Raw genomic sequence first — 23123 nt, 5'->3', positions numbered from 1 at the left:
GGCCGGGCTTTCCCGAAAATATTACGCGATCGCGTAGGCAAGAATTCTAGGCCAGCACGGCCGACCTGGCTAATATAACCACGCCTAATCGCCTCCGCGACTGCCTGCACATGGTGGTGGGGCTCAGTTTGCTTTTGACGTTAAGAAATCATTAGCCCTCTCCCAAAAGAGAGACTCGGCTGCGCTTTTCTGAAAATATCACGTGGTCGCGCCAGCAGGAATTCTAGGCCGGCACGTCGGGCTAGCTAATATAGCCACGCCTAATTGCCTCGGCGACTGCCTGCACCCGGTTGGCAGCACCCAGTTTGCCTTTGGCGTTGAGTAGATGTTTCTCGGAGGTGTGCTCCGAGATGCCCAGAATCTGGGAGATTTCCCATTCGGACTTGCCGACGGCGGCCCATTGCAGGCATTCGCGCTCGCGCGGCGTCAATTCTATGTGATCGATGACCTTGCCGGCCATCGTGTGAAGCTGCATGGCGCGGCCGATGGCGTAGGTCGACGCCAGCGAGACGATGCCGAATTCGGCTTCGGACAACTCGACCGATTCGCCGCCCAGCGAAACCATGACGATCTGACCCTCGAGGGTGACCAGCGGGAAGGCGAGACCGTCGCGCAACCTGAACTCGCGGGCGTCGCCCATGACCTCGTCGCTGCTTTTGTCGATGACGATGTTCTGGGAGGCCTCCCGCCACTGGAACGGGGCCTGAAGCTGCTTCATGTGGCTGACGACCGGATCGTGGTCGACATAATTGCGCGCTACGTAGCGCTCCAGCCATTCGCCCGGCCAGTCGCAAAGCAGCACATGGTCCTTCTGCTGGCCGCGCGGCGTGCCCGGCTGCGGCACGGTTCCCGCCATCAAGGCCGTCAGGCCGAAATTCGAAGTGATGCCCAACAGCCTCTCGCAGACCGCAGCCGCGGTGCCTGCATGCTGCAAATGGTCTATGTATTCCAGAGTTCTGTCGAACATGCCCATCGCAACATCTACCCCATGTTGCTTTCTGCTTTTTTCGTTGCCGACCGTAGATGCCCGAACCGCCCTTCGCCATCAACCCCCCGGATCTCAGTCTCCCCTGCAAAACCGGCAGCTTCCCCCCGGCCGGCGCGAGATTACATGCAAACCCGCTAAACCATACGCTTAATTTGGCCGCTTGAAATCAAAAACCGTTGTGCCTGCATCATTTTCATACGAAAAGCCTCCGAGCGGAGGACGGTGCGGAGCCATATCGTGATCTTGCGGTGGATATTTCCGGCCCTGATGTCCGTGCTGGCCGGCGTGTTGCCCTTTGCCGGCGCGACTCAAGGTGCGGAGCCGCAGGTGCCGGTGCTGTGGGATGCCAAGGAGCGACTGCCGAAACCTGATCTCTCCGCGCTGCCGCGGCTCAGATTCCTCACAACCACCGATTTTCCACCCTTCAACTTCCTCGACGGCTCTGGCCGTCTGTCGGGTTTCCACATCGATCTGGCGCGGGCAATCTGCGCGGAATTGGACGTCGTCGAGAAATGCCAGGTCCAGGCCCTGCCGTGGAACGAACTGGAGGATGCTCTCCAGAAAGGCGAAGGCGAGGCGATCATTGCCGGCATCGCCGCGACGCCGCAGAGCCGCGAGAAATACGCCTTCTCGCGCTCCTATATGCAATTCCCGGCGCGCTTCATCATGCCGAAGGCCAAGGCCCTCGCCGAGCCGATCCTCGACAAATTGCGCAGCAAGCGGGTCGGCGTCGTCGCCGGCTCGGCGCACGAGAAAATGCTGCGTGATTACTTCAACACCGTGCAGGTCGTGACCTTCGACAAGCCCGAGGAGCTTTATGCCGATCTCAAAGCCGGCAAGATCGACGCCGCCTTCGGCGACGGCATGCGCTTTGCCTTCTGGCTGGGCGGCTCCGACGCCGCCGGCTGCTGCCGCTTTGCCGGCGGTCCGTATCTGGCGCCGGAATATCTTGGTTCGGGCATGGCGATCGCCACCAGGGCGGGCGACCCGGCGCTGGCAGCCGCGTTCGACTACGCGCTGCAGGAAATCTCGATCAAAGGCACCTTTGCCGAGTTCTATCTGCGCTATTTTCCGGTCAGCTTCTTTTAGAGCAAATCCAGGAAAAGTGCGCGGCTGTTTTCCGTCTGGAATTGCATAAACCTGCTTTAGGTAAGCGTGCGCAGGCGGGCTTTCGCCGCACGCGCTATCGCGGCCACGGTCAGTGTGTCGAGATCGAGCTTGAGGCGGATGAGTTGCAGCACCCTGACCTCCTCCATGCGCATTTCGAGATCGACGGCGGCGACTTCGAAAGCAGCAGCGTAAGCAGTGTCGCGCAGCCGCTCCGGCAGCGCTTCGGCGACCCGCGCCAGCACGCCCTCCAGCCCCTCCTTCTCATGCAGCGCCTTCTGGCAGGCCTGCGCCACAGCAATCAGCCTGTCCCGGTTGAAATCGACGAACACCGGCCAGGAGCGGACGACGTCGCCGATCCGCGCCAGCTCGACATCGGTCATGTCGCGGTCGGAGGCCGATGTGATGACCATCAGGTGGATCAGGGCTTCATGCGGCGTCAGGGAAGGCATTCAAAACTCCTCGAAGCATGCATGTCGTTTTCCCCAAACCGCAAGGCACTTTGGGGCGACATGCACAGGATAATCGCGGCCCAACGTAGGAGCGCCATTGTGGCGCCGCAAGGAAAACCGCCGCAAATCGTTGACGCTCCGGCCTGTCACGCCTAGAGACCGGGCGACAAATCTTATCCGCCGCGAAGCCGGCACTTGACTTGGAACAATGACATGACGGGATCAAACATCATCGATCTCAATCCCGAGATGCTTGCCGCGGCGGCCGAAAGCAAGGCCTGGCCGTTCGAGGAAGCCAAGAAGATCATCGCCCGCTACAAGAACAACGACTTTCCCGAAACCGTGCTGTTTGAGACCGGCTACGGCCCGTCTGGCCTGCCGCATATCGGCACCTTCGGCGAGGTGGCGCGCACGACCATGGTGCGGCATGCCTTCCGGGTGCTGACCGGGGACAAGGTCAAGACCAAGCTCCTGTGCTTCTCCGACGACATGGACGGCATGCGCAAGATCCCCGAGAGCGTACCGGACCGCGCAGCACTTGAGCCCTATCTGCACATGCCGCTCACAGCGGTGCCCAATCCGTTCGGCGGCGACTATGCGAGCTTTGCCGACCACAACAACGCGATGCTGTGCCGCTTCCTCGATACGTTCGGCTTCGACTACGAGTTCGCCAGCGCGACGCAGTATTACAAGGCCGGCCGTTTCGACGAGATACTGCTGCGCGCAGCCGAACGCTATGACGAGATCATGGGCGTGATGCTGCCGACGCTCGGGCCGGAGCGCCAGGCGACCTACAGCCCGTTCCTGCCGATCTCGCCGAAGAGCGGCCGGGTGCTCTACGTGCCGATGAAGCATGTCGACGCGAAGGCGGGCACCATCACCTTCGACGACGAAGGCACCGAAACCACGCTGCCGGTCACCGGCGGCCATGTGAAGCTGCAGTGGAAGCCGGATTTCGGCATGCGCTGGGCAGCGCTTGGCGTCGATTTCGAGATGTTCGGCAAGGACCACCAGACCAATGCGGTGATCTACGACCGCATCTGCAATATCCTCGGCGGACGCGCGCCGGAGCACTTCGTCTATGAATTGTTCCTCGACGAGGAAGGCCAGAAGATCTCGAAGTCGAAGGGCAATGGCCTCACCATCGACGAATGGCTGACCTACGCGCCGACCGAGAGCCTCGGCCTTTACATGTACCAGCGGCCGCGGCAGGCGAAGAAGCTCTATTTCGACGTCATCCCGAAGGCGGTGGACGAGTATTACACTTTCCTTGGCGCCTATCCGCGCCAGGACTGGAAGGAGCGGCTGGGCAATCCGGTCTGGCACATGCATGACGGCAACCCGCCGGCCATCGACCTGCCGGTGCCGTTCGCGCTGCTGCTCAACCTGGTGAGCGCTTCCAATGCGCATGACAAGGCGGTGCTGTGGGGCTTTATCTCGCGGCATGCGCCAGGCGTGACGCCGAAGACGCATCCGGAGCTCGACCGGCTGACCGGCTACGCGATCCGCTATTTCGACGACTTCGTGAAGCCGACCAAGGTTTACCGCGCCGCCGACGAGGTGGAGCGCGAGGCGCTGGCCAAGCTTTCCGAGGCGCTCGGCGCGCTGCCTAAGGGCGCCGACAGCGAGGCGATCCAGAACGCGGCGCTCAATGTCGCGCGCCGCATCGAGCGCTACCAGGACCATTCCAAGCAGAGCCCGGAAGGCGGGCCCGGCGTGTCGGTCGCGTTCTTCCAGATGATCTACCAGGTGCTGATCGGACAGGAGCGCGGACCGCGCTTCGGTTCCTTCGCCGCGCTTTACGGCATCGCCGAGACGCGCGCGCTTATTGAGCGGGCGCTGGCTGGTCAGCTGGCGGCGTAACGGCGTCGCCTTCCGCCGGCAGGATCGAATCCGGCGCGACCTGCGCCGGCCCTGACGCGGCCGGCAGCGCCGGCAAGCCGTCAAGGTTCGGTGCGGTGCCGAAAATACCCTTCTTTGCCGCGCGGGCCTTGTTTTCGGCCTCGACATAGGGCCCGCCCTCAGCGGCACGCGCCCAGCCATTCTCGACCAGCCACCGGCCGATGTCCTGATTGCCGATATGGCACTCGGCGGAAATGGTATCGCGGCCGCCCTCCGGCGGCACCGTGCAGGCGACCGCCCGGCCACGCAGGAAGGCGCGGAAGGCTGTCCTGGCGCGCGCGCCGCAAGCCCAGATCTTGCCTGCGTCGCCACAGGTCTCGTCCGCTTTGACGACGTCCACTCCGGACACGGCGACCGCATAGCCCTTTGCCTCGATCAGCCCGGCGGCCGTGGCGACCGGCTGGAAGAGCTTGGTGCCGTTCCAGTCGCCCGGCATCTTCAATTTCGGTGGCTTGGGCGGCCCGGCCAACGCCAGATCGCCAAGCGGCGCGCGCGGTTCCACCCGTTCGAGGTCGTTGTCCGAGAGAGCAGGCGGCGCCACCATTTCGGGATCGATGGCTCTCGAATGAACTGCCGGCTTCGAAGCGGCCGGCGCGGGAATGGCCGAGGTTGCCGGCTCTTCCGGCGGTGTGTCGATCCCCGAATCGGAGATCGCGGCCGGATCGATCTGATCCACGGCGATCACGCTCTCGTGGTCTTTCACCGTACGTCCGCCGGCAACCACGAGTGCCGTCATGACCGGAATTGCCAGAACCGCCAGGGCTGTTTGAAGAAGCCGCACCAGCCCGGACCTACTGGCTCGCCCAGACGATGCGCGCCACCCATTCGATGTCGCGCGTCGGGATATCGCGATCGGGATGAGCGGGGTTGAGCGACACCAGCATGATCGATTTCACCGTCTGCCGGTCGAGCACCTTGGCCATCACCTCGCCGGTGGTGGTCTTGACGACGACACGGTCGCCCTTTCTGGTCGGCGCGCCCGGTTCGACGATCAGCACATCGCCATTGCGGTAGAGCGGCAGCATGGAATCGCCCTGGACCTGCAGCGCGTAGGACGTCTCGGTCGCCCGCGCCGGAAGCTCGACCAGATCCCAGCCCTGCCCCGCCGGATAGCCGGCATCGTCGAAGAAGCCCCCCGCGCCGGCCTGAGCGAAGCCAAGCAACGGGACGGCGCTGCGCTGTTGGGCAATAGCGGCGCCGACGCGGCCTTCGACCAGTCCGGTGAATTCCTCGAGCGAAGCGCCGGTAGCCTCGATGATCTTGGCAAGCGATTCGGTCGACGGCCAGCGCGGCCGCCCGTCGGACGACAGGCGCTTCGACTTGTTGAAGGCCGTCGAATCGAGGCCCGCGCGTCGGGCGAGGCCGGAGGCCGACAGCGAATAGCGCTCGGCGAGAGCATCGATTGCGGCCCAAACGCGGTCGTGTGAGAGCACGCGCGCTCTCCTTCAAACAGGAAAAAATGCCTCAACCCTGTCTAGCGCGCAGTCGCGTCCTTGTCCACCGGCGCGGCCGGCGGATCGTTAAGAATGCCTCGTGACCTTCTCGTTCGGATGCGGTCCTATCCGATCCCGGCCAAGGCCTTCGGCAGGCCCTTGCTTAGTTCCTCGGCATTCATGACAGGGACGAACTCGACAGAGGCATTGAAGGCCAGGAAGAACCGCTCGCTGAAATAGGGCATCTCGGAACTGTCCTTTATGTCGACGAACAGATAGGCGGTTCGCTGGCCTTTGTCGGCAGTGAAATAGGCGGCTTCCGGCTTCAGCTCGGACAGGCTGTGCTCGATGAACTTTTCCATGCTGCCGTCCTTGAGCGCTTTGTTGCCTTCCACGGTCGGAACAGAAATTTTCAGCATCATGCGCATGCGATTGCTCCCTCCGACAATGTTTCGTTAGCGACAGCTAATCTACCACGAACGCCTGTTGCAAAGAAGCGGACGGCGGCTGGCTCGCCAAAGCGTGATCGAATTCGAATGACCGCTGTCGCGGGCCGCCCCCGCGATCAGGCCCCCTTGGCCTGTTCGCGCAAATTCCGATGCGAGACCATGAACGTCCGCTCGGCTTCGGTCGGCGGGCGTGGACTGGCAGCGTGGCCGAGCGCCGCAACGACCTCGTCTATGTCGAGGAAGCGGCGGCGGCCGCGGTCATAGACGACGCCGCCTGCGGTCAGGATCAGCGCCGCCGTCTCGCCGCCATCCAGGACGAAACGGTGCCTGCCGATGACGGATGTGCCTTCCCAGGTCTCTATCGACGACACCACCTCGCCCCCACACATACATGGTCGGGTTTCGTCAGGCCGCCTGCTTGACCTCGCCCTTCTGGTAGGGGTCGAAGCGCTGATAGAAAGTCTCGCCCTTCTCGGCCATGTCGAGCAGAAGCTTCGGCGCCTTGAACTCGGCGCCATACTTCTTGTGCAGGCCCTTGGCGATCTTGACGAAGCGCTTGGCGCCGATGCCGTCGATATAAGACAGCGCGCCGCCGGTGAAGGGGGCGAAGCCGAAGGCGAGGATCGAGCCGACATCGGCTTCGCGCGGATCGGTGACGATGCCTTCCTCCATCACGCGCGCCGCTTCGAGGGCGATGGTGACCAGCAGGCGCTCCTTCAGCTCCTCATAGTCGACCTTTTCGGACTTCAGCTGGGGATAGAGATCCTTCAGCCCGGGCCAGAGCTTCTTCTTCGCCGGCTTTGCCGGATAGTCGTAGAAACCCTTGCCGTTCTTGCGGCCGAAGCGGCCATGCGTGTCGACCATGGTGTTGATCAGCGCCATCTGCTTGGGGTCGACCGCCTTGTCGCCGAGGTCCTTGATGGTCTGCTTCATGATCTTCTGGGCCAGATCGACGGCCGTCTCGTCGGTCAGCGCCAGCGGGCCGACCGGCATGCCGGCGGCCTTGGCGGCGTTCTCGATCATTGCCGCCGGGACGCCCTCGATCAGCATCTTGTAGGCTTCCGACATGTAGCGCAGCACGCAGCGGTTGACGTAGAAGCCGCGGGTGTCGTTGACGACGATCGGCGTCTTCTTGATGGCGCGCACGAAGTCGAACGCGACGGCCAAAGCCTTGTCGCTCGTCTTCTTTCCGAGGATGATCTCGACCAGCATCATCTTGTCGACCGGCGAGAAGAAGTGGACACCGATGAAGTTCTTCGGCCGTGCCGAGTTCTTCGCCAGTGCGGTGATGGGAATCGTCGAGGTGTTGGAAGCGAAGATAGCGGAAGACTTCAGCACTGCTTCCGCCTTCTCGGTGGCGTCCTTCTTGACGCCCGAATCCTCGAAGACCGCCTCGACGACCAGATCGCAGCCGGCAAGGTCGGCATAGTCCGCCGTCGGCATGATCAGCGACAGAAGCCTGTCCTTGTCTTCCGGTTTGGCGCGGCCCTTCTTGACCTGATCGGCCATCAGGCTGTCGGAATGCGCCTTGCCCTTCTCGGCCGACGGCAGATCGCGGTCGAGCAGCACCACCGGAATGCCGGCCCGTGCGGTGACATAGGCGATGCCGGCGCCCATGAAGCCGGCGCCGAGGATGCCGATCTTCTTGAACTTGGTGTCCGGCACGCCGGCCGGCCGGCGCGCGCCCTTGTTCAGCTCCTGCAGCGACAGGAACAGCGAGCGGATCATCGCCGCCGCTTCCTTCGACTGCATGATCTCGGTGAAATAGCGCTGCTCGATCCTGAGCGCCGTGTCGAAGGGCACCAGCAGGCCCTCATAGACGCATTTCAGGATCGCGGCCGCGGCCGGATAATTGCCGTAGGTTTCGCGGCGCAGGATGGCGATCGCCGGCGGCCAGAGATTGGCGCCGGCCGCCGAATAGATCGGACCGCCGGGCAGCTTGAAACCCTTCTCGTCCCAGGGCGCCACCGGCTTCAGGCCGTTCGTGATCATCGCCTTGGCGGTCTCGACGAGTTTCGAAGGCTCGGCGATCTCGTGGATCAGGCCCATCGACTTCGCCTTCTGCGGCGACAGGTTCTGCCCGGTGGTCAGCATCTGCAGCGCCTGCTGCTGGTCGGTCAGCCGCGGCACGCGCTGGGTGCCGCCCGCGCCGGGGAAGATACCGATCTTCACTTCGGGAAGCGCCATCCTCACCTTGTCGGAATCGGCGGCGACGCGGCCATGGCAGGCGAGCGACATCTCGAAGGCGCCGCCCATGCAGGTTCCATTGATCGCCGACACCCACGGCTTGCCGCAAGTCTCGATCTTGCGGAACAGGCCGGTCATATAGCCGGCATTGTCGAACAGCGCCCTGGTCGCCTTGTCGAGATCATGCTCCTTCTCGGCGGCGAAGGTGGCGAGCATCTTCTGCAGCATGGTGATGTCGGCGCCGCCGGAGAAACTGTCCTTGCCGGAGGTGATGACGGCGCCCTTGATAGCGGCATCGCCGGCCACATGATCGACGATGGCGTTCAACTCGCGCATCGCCTCTTCGGTGAAGACGTTCATCGAGCGGTCCGGCATGTTCCAGGTGACCAACGCAATGCCGTCGGCGTCGATGTCGAGGGTGAAATTGGTGTAGCTCATCTTTTCTCTCCCCGTCAGACGCGTTCGATGATGGTGGCGGTGCCCATGCCGGCGCCGATGCAGAGCGTGACCAGCGCGGTGTTCAAGTCGCGGCGCTCCAGCTCGTCAAGCACCGTGCCGAGGATCATGGCGCCGGTGGCGCCGAGCGGATGGCCCATGGCGATGGCGCCGCCGTTGACGTTGATCTTGTCGTGCGGAATCTCGAAAGCCTGCATGTAGCGCAGCACGACGGAAGCGAAAGCCTCGTTGAGCTCGAACAGGTCAATGTCCGACAGCTTCATCTTGGCGCGCTTCAGCAGCTTCTCGGTGACGTCGACCGGGCCGGTCAGCATCAGCACCGGCTCAGAGCCGATATTGGCGAAGGAACGGATGCGAGCGCGCGGCTTCAGCCCCATCGCCTTGCCGGCCTTCTTGGAGCCGAGCAGCACGGCGGCGGCGCCGTCGACGATGCCGGAGGAATTGCCGGCGTGGTGGACGTGGTTGACCTCTTCGACTTCCGGATGCTTCTGCACGGCAACGGCGTCGAAGCCGCCCATCTCGCCGGGCATGACGAAGGACGGATTGAGCGAGGCCAGTGACTGCATGTCGGTCGTAGGCCGCATGTGCTCGTCATGATCGAGGATCAAGAGGCCGTTCTGGTCCTTGATCGGGATGACGGAGTTCTTGAAGCGGCCATCCTCCCAGGATTTTGCGGCGCGCTTCTGGCTCTCTACCGCATAGGCGTCGACGTCATCCCGGCTAAAGCCATACTTAGTCGCGATCAGATCGGCCGAGATGCCCTGCGGCACGAACCAGCCGGGCAGGCCGACGGACGGGTCCATGAACCAGGCGCCACCGGACATGCCCATGCCGACACGCGACATCGATTCCACACCACCGGCGATGACGATCTCGTCCGCTCCTTGCGCGATCTTGGCGGCGCCGAAATTGATGGCGTCAAGACCCGAGGCGCAGAAGCGCGAGATCTGCATGCCGGGCGCCTTGGTGTCGTAGCCGGCCTCGAAGGCGGCGGCGCGCGGGATGACGGAGCCCGCCTCGCCGACCGGGTCGACGCAGCCGAAGATGATGTCGTCGACGTTGCCGGTATCAAGCCCGTTGCGGTCGCGCAGCGCCTCGAGCGTCCTTGCGGCGAGCCGCACCGCCGGCACCTCGTGCAGCGAGCCATCTTTCTTGCCCTTGCCGCGCGGCGTGCGCACGGCATCATAGACGTAAGCTTCGGCCATTTTCGTGCTCCTTGGCTTTGCCGGTCGCCGTGCTCAGAGAGAGCGCCCGATCAGCAATTTCATGATCTCGTTGGTGCCGCCATAGATGCGCTGGACGCGGGCGTCGCGGTACATGCGGGCGATCGGATATTCATTCATGTAGCCATAGCCGCCATGCAATTGAAGGCATTCGTCGACGACTTTGCCCTGCAGGTCCGACAGCCAGTATTTGGCCATCGAGGCGGTGACCGGGTCGAGGCCGCCATCGATGTGGCGGGCGACGCAGTCATTGTAGAAGACGCGGCCGATCGTGGCTTCGGTCTTCAACTCCGCGAGCTTGAACTGGGTGTTCTGGAAATCGATGACCGCCTTGCCGAAGGCCTTGCGTTCCTTGACGTAGTCGATGGTGATTGCCAGCGCCCGTTCGATCATGGCGATCGCGCCGGTGCCGATCTGCAGCCGCTCCTGCGGCAGCTGCTGCATCAGTTGGACGAAACCCTTGCCTTCCTCATGGCCGAGCAGGTTGGCGGTCGGCACACGCACGTCGTTGAAGAACAGCTCGGAGGTGTCATTGGCCTTGAGCCCTATCTTGTCGAGGTTGCGGCCGCGCTGAAAACCTTCGACCTCATCGGTCTCGATGACGATCAGCGAGGTGCCCTTGGCACCCTTCTCCGGATCGGTCTTGGTGACGACAATGATGAAGTTGGCGAGCTGGCCGTTGGTGATGAAGGTCTTGGAGCCGTTGATCTTGTACTGGTTGCCGTCCTTCTCGGCGCGGGTCTTGACGCCCTGCAGGTCGGAGCCGGCGCCGGGTTCGGTCATGGCGATGGCGCCGATCAGCTCGCCGGTCGCGAGCTTGGGCAGCCATTTCTGCTTCTGCTCCTCGGATCCGTAATGCAGGATGTAAGGCGCGACGATCGAATTGTGCAGGCCGATGCCGAAACCGTCGACGCCGACATGACCGATCGCCTCGATGATGGCGCTCTCATGCGCGAAGGTGCCGCCCGAGCCGCCGTATTTTTCCGGCATCGAGGCACAGAGCAGGCCGGCGGCGCCCGCCTTCAGCCAGCTCTCGCGGTCGAACATCTCGTTCTTCTCGAACTCGTCGTAGCGCGGCGCGATCTCTTCAGCCATGAAGCGAGACGCCATGTCGTAGAGCATGCCGACCTCGTCCGCCGCCCAGGCGGGCTTCGGAAGACCAAGAATTTCGGCTGGGTTTGTCGCCACGATTTCCTCCGCGTTCCGACAATTGTGGGCCGGCGGTGCCGGCCCGCCAAACCTAGAACGCTTCCGCCGGCAGCGCCATTAGCGTGTCCGCACCACTGGAAATGCGGGCAAGGCGCATCGCCGTTTCCGGCATGATCCGATCCATGAAGAAGCGCGCAGTCACCAGCTTGGTGTCGTAAAAGGCCGAGGCGCCATTGGCGCCTTCCGCTAGCTTCGCCTCAGCGGACTTTGCCATCTGCGCCCACATATAGCCCAGCGCCACCAGGCCGAAGAGATGCATGTAATCACTCGAGGCAGCGCCCGCATTGTCGGGCCTGGCCATGCCGTTCTGCAGGAGCCACATGGTCGCCGCCTGCAGGTCGTTGAGGCCCTTCTTCAGCGCCTTGGTGAAGGGCGCCATCTTCTCGTCGGCGCGGTTTTCCTCGCAGAACTCGCCGACGTCCTTGAAGAAGGACTGGACGGCGCGGCCGCCGTTCAAGCCGAGCTTGCGGCCGACGAGGTCGAGCGCCTGGATGCCGTTGGCGCCCTCATAGATCATGGCGATGCGGGCATCGCGCACGAACTGGCTCATGCCGTGTTCTTCGATATAGCCGTGGCCGCCGAACACCTGCTGCGCCATCACGGCGTGATCGAACCCCTTGTCGGTGAGCACGCCCTTGACCACCGGCGTCATCAGGCCGGTGTAGTCGTCGGCCGCCTGCCGGTCCTTGTCGTCACCGGAACGGTGCGCGACATCCGACTTGATCGCAGTCCAGAGCGCCAATGCCCGGCCCGCTTCATTGAAGGCCTTCATGGTCATCAGCGAGCGGCGGATATCCGGATGGACGATGATCGGGTCGGCCTTCTTGTCCGGCGCCTTGGCGCCCGACAGCGAGCGGCCCTGCAGGCGGTCCTTGGCGTAGGAAACGGCGTTCTGATAGGCGATCTCGGAGACCGAAAGCCCCTGCAGGCCGACACCGAGGCGGGCCTCGTTCATCATCGTGAACATGGCTTTCAGGCCGCCGTTCAATTCGCCGAGCAGCGTGCCCTCCGCCTCGTCATAGTTCATGACGCAGGTCGAGTTGCCATGGATGCCCATCTTCTCCTCGATCGAGCCGCAGGAGAGCGTGTTGCGCTGGCCGGGATTGCCCGACGCGTCGAGCTTGAACTTCGGCACGACAAACAGCGAGATGCCCTTGACGCCTTCCGGCGCGCCCTCGGCGCGGGCCAGCACCAGATGGACGATGTTGTCCGACATGTCGTGCTCGCCGGCGGAGATGAAGATCTTCTGGCCGGAAATCTTGTAGGTGCCGTCGCCGTTGGGGACGGCCTTGGTGCGCAGCAGGCCGAGATCGGTGCCGCAATGCGGCTCGGTCAGGTTCATGGTGCCGGTCCAGGTGCCTTCGATCAGCCTGGGCAGCCAGGTGGCCCTTTGCTCGTCGCTGCCATGGGTGACGATGGCCGCAATCGCGCCTTGCGTCAGGCCGGGATACATCATCAGCGCCATGTTGGCGGAGATCATGTATTCGGAGACGGCGGTATGGATGGCGTAAGGCAGGCCCTGGCCGCCGAACTCGGCCGGCGCTGCAAGCCCCATCCAGCCACCCTCGCGATATTGGCCGTAGGCTTCCTTGAAGCCCTTGGGCGTCGTCACCGAGCCGTCGTCATGGCGCACGCAGCCTTCCATGTCGCCGACGCGGTTCAGCGGATGCATGACGTTCTCGGCAAGCCTGGCGCCCTCGGCGAGGATCGCCTCGACCACGTCCGGCGTCGCGTCCGAGAAGCCTGGAAGATTGGAATAGCGCTGATAGCCCAGCACGTCGTTGAGCACGAACAGCGTGTCCTGGATCGGCGCCCTGTAGGTCGTCATGCCTTCCTCCACCCTTGTAGCCCCGGCCGGCCAGCAAGTCGCCTGTCCACATCCTGAACAGGAGGCCGGGCCAAATCTCGATGCCCCGATATCAAATATTGACGTTTGCGTAAACGTCAACTTCGTCGCAGCCAAAAAATCTTTGTGAGCGATCAGGCATTGTGGTGACAAAAAAGCCGCGCGGCTATAGCCGCGCGGCTCTCCATTTCTGAGGTCGCTGTTGAAAGCGCGCGTTCAGCCGGCGGCGCTGGCCTGCGGTGCCGCGGTGCGCTCGCTGAGCATCTGGCGCACGGCCGTCATCGAGTTGCTCAGCTCGCCGATGGCGTCGTCGATCAGCGCCCGCTGCTTCTGCAGGCGGGCGAGCTGCTTCTCCGACTTGTCGAGCGCCAGCCGCAACTGCCTGGTGTTGGTGCCGGTCGGATCATAGAGATCCATCATCTGCTTGACGTCGCGCAGCGAGAACCCGACCTTGCGGCCAAGCAGGATCAGCTTCAGCCGGGCCTTGTCGCGGCGCGTATAGAGACGGGTCGAGCCGTCGCGATGCGGATTGAGCAGGCCCTTGTCTTCGTAGAAACGCAGCGTGCGCAGGGTCACGCCGTATTTCTTGGCCATCTCGCCGATGCGGACGAGTTCCTCGCCGGCCTCGGCCGGAATGTCATTGGTATTGGCCGCGGCTTCGCCGGGCGAAACAAGTTTCATGGTCACTGGCTTTCCCCTGGTGGCGTCGCGGTCGCGGACCAAGCGTCGCCTGAGTGGAAGCGGGGGCGTGCTTCCAATCGTGGTTGCAACAAATCAATCGCAAGAGGCACGACTTCGCACCTTTTACGTTTACGTCAATTCTATATCGACAGCCGCGGGTTGACGCAAGGGCGTTGTCAGAACAAACCTTTATGCCGCACCCGACAGGCGGCTCCCAATTTATGCGCGACTTCTTAAGCTTGGTTAACGGCTTGTTTACCACGTTGGGCGAAATGTGCGCATGTCGGTCACCCGTGTTTATCCTGTAGCGAATTTCTCACGGTTTTTCGAAGCGCGGGTGAAAACCCGGGAAGCCCGTCTTCCTCCGCAGCAAAACCGCTCGGCCCGCTTCGTTCCCGGCAGGACTCTAGGAAACCGGCCTCTGGCCGGCCATTCTGAACACGGGCGCATCGATGAACAGCAAGCGGTCCTATCTCGATACACTCAATGCCGGCAGGCAGCGCCGGCCGCACGCCTCGCTCGAAGAACTGAACCGCTCGCTCGAAACACTGGAGCAGCGTCTGGACCGCACGCGCACCGATATGCCCGATCGCCCCGACCTGCGGCGGCCGCCCGTCGAGCCGCGCTATCCCAGCACGCAGCCTTACGCCCAGCCGCGCTGGTATGAAGATCCCTATTCCGCGCAAAGACCGCCGGACCGGGCGCCGCAAGATCCGGCACCCCAGAACCCTGGTCCGCAGAATCTAGGCCCGCAGAATCCGTGGCCGCAAAATCGCGCGCCGCAAAACCTGGCGTCCGCCGCGCCCGCCCTCGGCCAGAGCTATCAGGCGATCGCGCGCGACATCGATCGGGTGCGCGGCCAGGAAGACAGCGTCGCCATGGTCGGCAAGATCGCCGTCGAGCTGCGCGGGCTGCGCGAGGAACTGCGCCACCAGATGGCCGCCGGCCTGCAGCGCGAATTCGAAGCGTTTCGCCAGGATATCGACCGCGCCATGCAGGCCAACAGCCAGCGCGGCGCCAACGGCCTGCCGGACAAGAGCAGCGCCGAGCTCGGCCTCGAATTCGAGCGGCTCTCGGGCGCCATCGAGACGCTCGCCGAAAAGAGCGACGACCGCAGCGTCAACCTGCTGCGGCTGGAACTGGAACAGGTAAAGGGTGCGCTGGACACGCTGGCGCGCGAGGAAAGCGTTCAGAAGGTCGACCGCCGCTGGGACGATTTCGATCGCCGCTGGAGCGCCTTCGAGGACCGCGTCGACGCCGACCAGCGCAAACGCGCCGAAGGCCCGAGCCTTTCAGTGCTGACCGACCGGCTCGAGCAGATCAGCAGCGCCGTCAACAGCCTGCCGGAATCGCTTTCGCTGCGTTCGCTGGAGGAAAAGGTGCGCACGCTTGCCGGCGCGGTCGATCGTTTCGCCGGTCAGCAGACCGTGCGCGGCGGCGAAACGCTTGCCATGATCGATGAGCGGCTGGATGAGATTTCCCGCGCCATCGTCGCTTCGACCGTGGCCGCGCAGGCCAATGCCTTCGACCCTGAAACCTTCGGCCGAATCGAGAAGCGCATGGCCTCCCTGGCGGTGCAGATCGAAGAGGTCGCGCAGTCGCGGCCGGGAGCGGAGGTCCTCGACCATCTTAACCTTCTCACCAGCCGCGTGGACCAGCTGGCCGGCCGCGCCGACCTGCCCGAGCAGGCGATGGAGCGGCTCGGCAAGCAGATCGCCCTGATCACCGACAAAATGGACCGAGCGCCGGCCATGCCTGACGCCGACCATATCTTCCAGGGTCTGGAGCAGCGCTTCGACGCGCTGTCCATGCTGCTTGAGCGCCGCCAGGGCGATGCGATGGAACAGGGCAATATCCTGTTCCGCGATCTCGAGCGGCGGCTGGAAGAGGTCGCCGACAGGCTCGACCAGCGCATGCGCCAGGACGACAGCGCCGGCATCATGGAAGCGATCGATGCCCGCTTTACCGCGCTTGCCAAGCGCATCGAGACACGCACGCCCGATCCGGCCAACGACATGGCGATCCGCGGACTGGAGAGCCGGCTCGAGGATATTTCCAGCCGGCTGGAATCGTCCGCGCAGCAGGTCGCGGGCATCGATCCGGCGCTGATCCGCAGCCTGGAAGCGCAGGTCGCCGGCCTGTCGGCGCATCTCTCCAGGCCCGGCACGCCGCTGCCCGAATTCGAGGACATCAGCCCGCGCCTCAACGACATCGAGAAATCGCTCGCCGGCACGCGCGATTCCATCCTGAGCGTGGCGCGCGAGGCGGCCGAGAGCGCCGTCAAATCGCTCGCCGAGTCGACATCCAGCACGGCCCAGACCAACGCGACCGCCGTTGCAGGCCTCGCCCAGGATCTGAAGACGCTCGAAGCGCTCACCCGTCGCTCCGACGAGCGCAACTCGCGGACATTCGAAGCGATCCACGACACGCTGCTCAAGATCGTCGACCGGCTCGGCTCGCTCGAGACGACCGAGGCCAGCGAAGCGGTCAGCGAATTGGTCGATCCGCAGCCGGCCGGCAAGCGCGGCGGCCGCGGCGGCAAGATCGCGGTGCAGGACGCGCCTTCGATGGACATCGACCAGCCGTTGCCGCTTACCGGAGACATGGCCGATCTCGAAGGCCGCGCCGCGGCCATCATGCGCAGCGAGGCCGGTCCGGCACGAACGCCGGCCGAAGCAGCGGCAGCGGCCGCCGTGGCAGCCCTTGGACCGGACGTGGTCGGCGACAAGAGCGAAACGGCCGGCCGCAAGAAGTCGATGTTCAGCGGCCTGACGCGCGCCTTCAAGGGCAAGAAGGATGCGGATACGCAGCCGCTTGCCGGCTCGGCGCCGGTCGGCGACGTGCCAAGCGTCGACATAGACGAGCCGCTCGACCCCAGGGCCGCCAACCGGCCATTGGAACCCGGTTCCGGCGCGCCGGACCTCAACGCCATCATGAAGCGCGTGCGCGACGAGCGTGGCGGCCAGCCGGTCAAACGCAACGAGGGCGATGCCGCGAAGTCCGATTTTATCGCCGCGGCCCGCCGCGCGGCGCAGGCCGCCGCCGCGGAAGCCGACACGCTGAAGCGGCAGTCGACCATGACCGGCCCGGTGAAGGCGCTGAGGATCGGCGACCTGCTCAAGGCGCGGCGCAAGCCGATCCTGATGGCGGCGGCCGCGATCATGATGGCGCTGGCCGGCCTGCAGTTGGGCAAGGCCTTCCTGTCCGATCCCGTCGAAGTGGCCAACGACCAGCCCGCCCCGGTCGTCTCGACGCAGACGGTCGACACGGCTTCGCTCAATGCCACCGCCGCGCCGAAGACCGACACGCCGAAGACCGACATGGGGACCGCGCAGGCCGCAAGCACCGCGCCCGCCCGCCCGGTCAGGCAGGCGGAGGCCGTCGAGGAAACGGTGCCGGCCGCAGCTGTCCCCGCAAGTCCCGAAAATGCCGCGATCGCGCCTGTCGAACAGGCGCCGGTGGCCACCACGACGCCTGTCGAACCGGCGCCGACGCCGATGACTTCCAAAGCGCCATCCGAACCTGCGGCCGCAGCCGCTACCGCGACGGATACGGATGGCGACACGCAGCCGATGGCCAAGGAACCCGGCGCGGCCAGTCCGGCAGCCGACGGCGCCGCAGCCAGCGCACCGGCGGCCACCTCCGCCGACATGACAGGCGCCGTGCCGCCGGCGAGCGGCCAGACGGCCGTGGCCAAGTTCGATATTCCTTCCGAGATCGGTCCGGTAGCGCTGCACGACGCAGCCGCCGGCGGCGACGCCAAGGCGCTGTTCGAGATCGGCTCGCGCTACGCGGAATCGCGCGGCGTGAAGGAAGATATGAAGGCGGCCGCCAAATGGTATGAGCAGTCGGCCGAGCTCGGCTTCGCACCGGCCGAATACCGCATCGGCAATTTCTACGAAAAAGGCATCGGCGTCGCGCGCGACATCAAGAAGGCAAAGACCTACTACCAACTCGCCGCCGAACAGGGCAACGCCAGCGCTATGCACAATCTGGCGGTGCTGTTCGCCATGGCGGCTGACGGCGCGACCGACAATGAATCGGCGACGCACTGGTTCCAGGAAGCCGCCGACCTGGGCGTCAAGGACAGCCAGTTCAACCTCGGCATCATGGCCGCCAAGGGCGTCGGCATGAAGCAGAACCTGGAAGAATCCTACAAGTGGTTCGCGCTGGTCGCCAAGACCGGCGACAAGGACGCCGCCGCCAAGCGCGACGAGATCGCCAATGCGCTGCGGCCCGAGCAGCTCGAGCGGGCGCGCGCCGCTACCGAACTGTGGAAGGCCAAGCCGCTCAACGCGGCCGCCAACTCCGCCGACGTTCCGGAGTCCTGGCAGGACAGCGCGCCACAGACCACCGCCAGCATCGACATGAAGAAGGCAGTGAAAAACATCCAGCTGATCCTCAGCAAGAACGGCTACGACGCCGGCGGCGCCGACGGCGTGATGGGTGGCAAGACCAAGACGGCCATCATGGCCTTCCAGACCGACAACAAGATGAAGCCGACCGGCGAGATCGACGCGCCGCTCGTCAAGGCGCTGCTGGCGCACAAATAACGGCAGACGCGTCGCATACGCGACGCCTTGCCACACATTTGCCTGTTAACTGATTGAGATGGTTTTTGTTTCGGCGCGGCGGCGGGGTTTGACCCCACCGCCGCGCCGGTGCAAGAAAAAATTGGCTTTTCGGTGCTTTACTGTCCGGGGACGGCACTATGAGCCGACAAGCAAACTGATCGAGACAGACGGGTGGGCATCTATCTCCCGATCGCGGAAATTTCCGTCAACGTCTTCGTGCTGCTCGCGATGGGCGCGGCGGTGGGCTTCCTGTCGGGCATGTTCGGGGTCGGCGGCGGTTTCCTGATCACGCCGCTTTTGATCTTCTACAACATCCCGCCGGCGATCGCGGTGGCCACCGGCGCCAACCAGGTCATCGCCTCCTCTTTCTCCGGCGCGCTCTCTCACTTCAAGCGCGGCACGCTCGACTTCAAGCTGGGCGGGGTGCTTCTGGCCGGCGGCATCGTCGGCTCGACGGCCGGCATCTTCGTCTTTGCGTTCCTGCGCCGGCTCGGCCAGTTGGACCTGTTCATCTCGCTGCTTTACGTCGTGTTGCTCGGCACCGTCGGCGGACTGATGCTGGTCGAAAGCGTCAACGCGCTGCGCGCCAGCCGCAGCGGCGCCGCGCCGGTGCTCAAGAAATCCGGCCAGCACAACTGGATCCATCGGCTGCCGTTCAAAATGCGCTTCCGCGCCTCCAAACTGTTCGTCAGCGTCATCCCGGTGCTTGGGCTCGGTGCCGCGATCGGCTTCCTGTCGTCGATCATGGGTGTCGGCGGCGGCTTCATCATGGTGCCGGCGCTGATCTACCTGCTCAAGGTGCCGACCAATGTCGTTATCGGCACCTCGCTGTTCCAGATCATCTTCACCTCGGCCTACACCACCCTGGTGCATGCCACAACCAACCAGACGGTCGACGTGATCCTGGCCTTCCTCCTGATGGCCGGCGGCGTCGCCGGCGCGCAATATGGCGCCAAGGCCGGCCAGAGGCTGCGCGGCGAACAGCTGCGGGCGCTATTGGCGATGCTGGTGCTGGCCGTCGCCATCCGCCTTGCCGTCGGTCTTTTCGTGACGCCGCCCAATCTCTATTCGCTTTCCGCCGCGGGCCTCAACTGATGGCGGGATTGAGAGCATTTGCAGCCGCCGCCTCGTTGTCGATGCTCTTTGTCCTTTCCCCTGCAACGGCGCAAACGCCGCCCACCGAAAGCATCCAGATCGGCCTGTCGACCGACGCCGTTTCCATCACGGCAGGCTTCTCCGGCGCCGATCTGACGATCTTCGGATCGTTGGAAAACCCCGATCCGCTGGTCGCGCGCCAGGGGCGCTACGACGTGGTCGTGGTGCTCGAAGGCCCGCCACGGCCGGTCGTGGTCCGGCGCAAGGACCGGGTGCTCGGTGTGTGGGTCAACCTGGAGTCGGAGACATTCGAGAACGTGCCGGTCTCTTATTCCGTCGCCACGACGCGGCCGCTGCAGGACGTCGCCGAACCCAGCAAATACAAGCAGCTCTCGCTCGGCGCGCAGAACCTCTACATGAAGCCCGCCGACGAGACCGACAGCCCGGCCACCATCGAGGAATTCACCGCCGCGCTTCGCGACCGCAAGGAGGCGACCGGGCTCTACAGCGAGAATGTCGGCGGCGTGCAATTCCTGTCGCAGAACCTGTTTCGCGCCACTGTGCGGCTGGCGCCCAATGTTCCGGTCGGCACGCACAAGGCGCGCGCGTTCCTGTTCAAGAGCGGCATGTTCATCAAGGAAAGCTCGGCCCAGCTCGAAATCCGCAAGTCGGGCTTCGAGCAGTCGATTTTCCGCGTCGCGCATGACTATTCCTTCCTCTACGGCGTGTTCGCCATATCGCTTGCCATGCTGACCGGCTGGCTCGGACGGCTCATCTTCCGCAAGGATTGATGCGGCCGGGAAATGGGAAGACCCATTTCCCGTGAAAAGAGGGGTTTCCCTCTTGTCGATTTTACGATAAATCGCCGCCTCCCAGCCCTAGGGACAAGCACACACATTCAATTTCGATAGAGCGGTCAGGCCCTCCGGGTGACGACGCGCAATGCGTTGGCCTGCCGCTATGAAACAAATGACAGGAGGCTGCGATGCAATCAGCATTCGGCGGCATCGATTTCGGCACGTCCAATTCTACCGTGGGCGTGATCCGCAACGGCCGGGCGCGACTGGTGGCATTGGAGGGCGGGCAACCCACCTTGCCAAGCGCCGTGTTCTTCAATTTCGAGGATGGCTATACCTATTTCGGCCGTCGCGCGATCGGCGACTACACCGACAGTATCGAAGGCCGGCTGATGCGCTCGCTGAAGAGCGTGCTCGGCAGCTCGCTTGCCAACGAGAAGACGCGCATCAAGGCGCGCCAGATCGGCTTCATCGACATCATCGGCCTGTTCATCGATCATCTCAAGAAGCGGCTGGAAGAAGATGCAGGCGGTCCGGTCGAGAACATGGTGCTCGGCCGGCCGGTGCAGTTCGTCGACGACGACGCGGCTGCCGACGCTAAGGCGCAGGGCGAATTGGAAAAGGCGGCGCGCGCGCAAGGCTTCAAGCACATCGCTTTCCAGTTCGAGCCGATCGCGGCGGCGCTCGATTACGAGCAGAAGGTCGCCCGCGAGGAGTTGGCGCTGATCGTCGACATGGGCGGCGGCACCTCCGACTTCTCGATCGTGCGGGTCTCGCCGGAGCGCGCCCGCTCGACCGATCGCAAGGCCGATATCCTCGCCAATCGCGGCATCCATATCGGCGGCACCGATTTCGACCGGCTGCTCAGCATCGCCCATGTGATGCCCGAGCTCGGCTATCTGACGCGGACCAAGGACCACAAGCGCAACCTGCCAGCGGCCTATTTCATCGACCTCGCGACCTGGCAGCGCATCAACCTGGTCTACACAGCCAAGGCAATGAACGACCTGCGACAGATCCGCTACGAAGCCGAGCGGGCCGAACTCGTCGACCGCTTCATCCATGTCGTCGAGCATCGCTACGGCCATGCGATGGCAGGCCTCGTCGAAAGGGCCAAGATCGCGCTGACCGATCAGTCTTCGGCCGAAGTGAAGGTGTCGCTGCCAGGCGCACGCTTCGCGGCCGGGATCACGCGCACCGGTCTCGAGGAGACAATCAGCGGCGACATCGAACGCGTGACCGCGACAGTCGAACAGACGATCGCCGATGCCGGCGTTGCCGCCTCGGCCATCACCGCCGTGTTCCTCACCGGCGGTTCGACCGCCATCCCGCTGGCAAAGCGCCGGATCCTGTCGCTGGTGCCGCAGGCCTCCGTCATCGAAGGCGACATGTTCGGCTCGGTCGGCCTCGGCCTGGCGCTCGACGCGCAGCGCAAATACGCGTGAGCGTTTTGCCGCAAGGTAGCTGCGGGGTTTTCCATCGGGTAGCGATGGCATGCCCGGAGTTTGGCCGAAACGACCGTGACGTCGTCATCCACGGGCGGAGCAAGGAGCGAAGCGACGCGGCGTAGACCCGAGGATCCATTCCGTGACATTAAGGCGTCGCTACCGTGCAGAATTCTGCTCCGCTGCACACCTCGGCCGGGGTAACGGCATGGATCCTCGGGTCTGCGCTCCGCTTCGCGTCGCTCCGCCCGTGGATGACGAAGTTCGCAAGCTTCGGCCAATCGCGAAACGTTCGCGATGATCTACATTCTCAGAACGCAGTCCGGATGCAGCCCTTCATTATTCAGCCGAGCTTTCCACCGAGATGCGCCTTCAGCGCCATCTGGGCGAGGCTCGCCTGGCGGTCGCGATGCGTGATCATGGCGAAGTCGCGCTTCGGCAATTCGACCGGCACGGCCCTAAGGCTGCCTTCCGCCAGGGAGCGCGCGACCACCAGTTCCGAAATGATCGTGGCTCCCGCGCCGGCTTCCACTGCCTGACGCACGGCCTCGTTGCTGGGCAGGACGAGGAAAATCTGCAGCTCCGCCGGCGGAACCCCCTGACTGTGCGCGAAGTCCTCCAGCGCCTCGCGCGTGCCGGACCCGCCTTCCCTGATGATCCAGCGCAAGGCCCTGATGTCCAGGTTTCCTGCCCGCGTCATCGCAATCTCGGGATGCGAACGCGCCACCACCAGCATCGGGTGGTCCTCATCGACCGTGGCGCGGCGCAGGATGTCGGACTCGGTACGGCCCTCGACCAGGCCGAAATCGGCGCGGCCGTCCAGCACGTTGGTCTCGACCTGCCGCGTGTTACCGATCGTCACGCTCAGCTTCACGGCAGGATAGGCCTCGTGAAAGGAAGCAAGGCGACGCGGCAGCCAGTAGCTGGCGATGGTCTGGCTGGCCGCGATCGACAGGCTGCCGGCGACGGTCTGCGAGACATCCTCCAGCACGCCGCGGGCAGCCGCGGCGCGATCCAGAACCGCCTTCGCCTCAGGCAGGAAGCGGTGGCCGGTCTGAGCCAACTCGATGTTGCGGCCGACCCGGTTGAACAGGCGCACGCCGTGCTGGCTTTCGAGCGCGCGGATGGCGGCCGAGGCAGCCGACTGGGAGATGCCGAGCCGTTCGGCGGCCTTGGTCACGTGGCCATGCTCGGCGACGGCGACGAATATGCGCAGCTGGTCCAGGGTCATGGCGTAACTAAGAAGCAAAATCGATCGGAATTACAAGAGCTGCTTGTT

The 23123-nt window shown here is 64.2% G+C and carries 17 protein-coding genes and 1 pseudogene; 6 read left to right on the top strand and 12 right to left on the bottom strand.

The features are described from left to right. Nucleotides 1-241: 241 nt before the first annotated feature. Nucleotides 242-973 carry a helix-turn-helix transcriptional regulator gene (locus tag RFM68_RS16885; RefSeq protein ID WP_320234104.1) on the bottom strand — a complete coding sequence of 244 codons (732 nt, stop codon included), beginning with the start codon at nucleotides 971-973 and terminating at the stop codon, nucleotides 242-244. 282 nt (nucleotides 974-1255) lie between these two features. Between RFM68_RS16885 and RFM68_RS16880 the strand changes: the two genes are divergently transcribed. After that, nucleotides 1256-2077: an ABC transporter substrate-binding protein gene (locus RFM68_RS16880; protein ID WP_320234155.1), complete on the top strand. Its 822-nt coding sequence runs from the start codon at nucleotides 1256-1258 to the stop codon at nucleotides 2075-2077. 56 nt (nucleotides 2078-2133) lie between these two features. On the opposite strand, the gene RFM68_RS16875 is transcribed toward RFM68_RS16880, so the two are convergent. Beyond that, nucleotides 2134-2547, bottom strand: coding sequence for a tellurite resistance TerB family protein (locus RFM68_RS16875; protein WP_320234103.1), 414 nt, complete (start codon nucleotides 2545-2547; stop codon nucleotides 2134-2136). Between the two features lie 213 nt (nucleotides 2548-2760). Between RFM68_RS16875 and RFM68_RS16870 the strand changes: the two genes are divergently transcribed. After that, complete coding sequence (locus RFM68_RS16870) at nucleotides 2761-4410, top strand: lysine--tRNA ligase (RefSeq protein ID WP_320234102.1); 1650 nt, start codon at nucleotides 2761-2763, stop codon at nucleotides 4408-4410. On the opposite strand, the gene RFM68_RS16865 is transcribed toward RFM68_RS16870, so the two are convergent. The 9 genes and pseudogenes from RFM68_RS16865 to RFM68_RS16825 all read right to left on the bottom strand — a co-directional run bounded on the left by RFM68_RS16865 (nucleotide 4373) and on the right by RFM68_RS16825 (nucleotide 13933). After that, nucleotides 4373-5230: a thermonuclease family protein gene (locus RFM68_RS16865; protein ID WP_430694870.1), complete on the bottom strand. Its 858-nt coding sequence runs from the start codon at nucleotides 5228-5230 to the stop codon at nucleotides 4373-4375. The genes RFM68_RS16870 and RFM68_RS16865 overlap by 38 nt on opposite strands. A 10-nt stretch (nucleotides 5231-5240) precedes the next feature. Further along, on the bottom strand, nucleotides 5241-5882 hold the full coding sequence (locus tag RFM68_RS16860; RefSeq protein ID WP_320234100.1) for a S24 family peptidase: 642 nt from the start codon (nucleotides 5880-5882) through the stop codon (nucleotides 5241-5243). Nucleotides 5883-6007: 125 nt separating this feature from the next. After that, nucleotides 6008-6310, bottom strand: coding sequence for a hypothetical protein (locus RFM68_RS16855; RefSeq protein ID WP_320234099.1), 303 nt, complete (start codon nucleotides 6308-6310; stop codon nucleotides 6008-6010). Between the two features lie 137 nt (nucleotides 6311-6447). Further along, nucleotides 6448-6708 (bottom strand): annotated as a pseudogene (locus RFM68_RS16850) (thioesterase family protein); the annotation flags it as partial. A gap of 28 nt (nucleotides 6709-6736) precedes the next feature. Next, nucleotides 6737-8956, bottom strand: coding sequence for a 3-hydroxyacyl-CoA dehydrogenase NAD-binding domain-containing protein (locus RFM68_RS16845; RefSeq protein WP_320234098.1), 2220 nt, complete (start codon nucleotides 8954-8956; stop codon nucleotides 6737-6739). 14 nt (nucleotides 8957-8970) lie between these two features. Beyond that, nucleotides 8971-10179: an acetyl-CoA C-acetyltransferase gene (locus RFM68_RS16840; protein WP_320234097.1), complete on the bottom strand. Its 1209-nt coding sequence runs from the start codon at nucleotides 10177-10179 to the stop codon at nucleotides 8971-8973. A 33-nt stretch (nucleotides 10180-10212) separates the two neighbouring features. Further along, nucleotides 10213-11385, bottom strand: a complete 1173-nt coding sequence (locus RFM68_RS16835) for an acyl-CoA dehydrogenase family protein (RefSeq protein WP_320234096.1) — start codon at nucleotides 11383-11385, stop codon at nucleotides 10213-10215. A gap of 52 nt (nucleotides 11386-11437) precedes the next feature. Then, nucleotides 11438-13234 (bottom strand): acyl-CoA dehydrogenase, encoded by a 1797-nt coding sequence (locus RFM68_RS16830; protein WP_320234095.1) that lies wholly within the window; start codon nucleotides 13232-13234, stop codon nucleotides 11438-11440. 234 nt (nucleotides 13235-13468) lie between these two features. Next, nucleotides 13469-13933 carry a MerR family transcriptional regulator gene (locus RFM68_RS16825; RefSeq protein WP_320234153.1) on the bottom strand — a complete coding sequence of 155 codons (465 nt, stop codon included), beginning with the start codon at nucleotides 13931-13933 and terminating at the stop codon, nucleotides 13469-13471. 452 nt (nucleotides 13934-14385) lie between these two features. Between RFM68_RS16825 and RFM68_RS16820 the strand changes: the two genes are divergently transcribed. The 4 genes from RFM68_RS16820 (at nucleotide 14386) to RFM68_RS16805 (ending at nucleotide 21844) form a co-directional block, all read left to right on the top strand. Further along, complete coding sequence (locus RFM68_RS16820; RefSeq protein WP_320234094.1) at nucleotides 14386-18486, top strand: peptidoglycan-binding protein; 4101 nt, start codon at nucleotides 14386-14388, stop codon at nucleotides 18484-18486. Nucleotides 18487-18678: 192 nt separating this feature from the next. Next, on the top strand, nucleotides 18679-19602 hold the full coding sequence (locus RFM68_RS16815) for a sulfite exporter TauE/SafE family protein (RefSeq protein WP_320234093.1): 924 nt from the start codon (nucleotides 18679-18681) through the stop codon (nucleotides 19600-19602). After that, entirely contained in the window at nucleotides 19602-20393 is a 792-nt protein-coding gene (locus RFM68_RS16810) for a TIGR02186 family protein (RefSeq protein ID WP_320234092.1), read from the top strand. The genes RFM68_RS16815 and RFM68_RS16810 overlap by 1 nt, the downstream gene beginning before the upstream one ends. 194 nt (nucleotides 20394-20587) lie before the next feature. After that, nucleotides 20588-21844, top strand: a complete 1257-nt coding sequence (locus RFM68_RS16805; protein WP_320234091.1) for an Hsp70 family protein — start codon at nucleotides 20588-20590, stop codon at nucleotides 21842-21844. Between the two features lie 343 nt (nucleotides 21845-22187). Here the strand turns inward: RFM68_RS16805 and RFM68_RS16800 are convergent, their stop codons facing one another. Beyond that, the gene (locus tag RFM68_RS16800) at nucleotides 22188-23075 is read right to left on the bottom strand and encodes a LysR substrate-binding domain-containing protein (protein ID WP_320234090.1); all 888 of its coding nucleotides are present in this window, start codon (nucleotides 23073-23075) and stop codon (nucleotides 22188-22190) included. Nucleotides 23076-23123 lie beyond the last annotated feature (48 nt).

Source organism: Mesorhizobium montanum (genome assembly GCF_033977145.1).
Lineage (GTDB): Bacteria > Pseudomonadota > Alphaproteobacteria > Rhizobiales > Rhizobiaceae > Mesorhizobium > Mesorhizobium montanum.
This window is presented reverse-complemented; position numbering and strand designations above follow the sequence as displayed.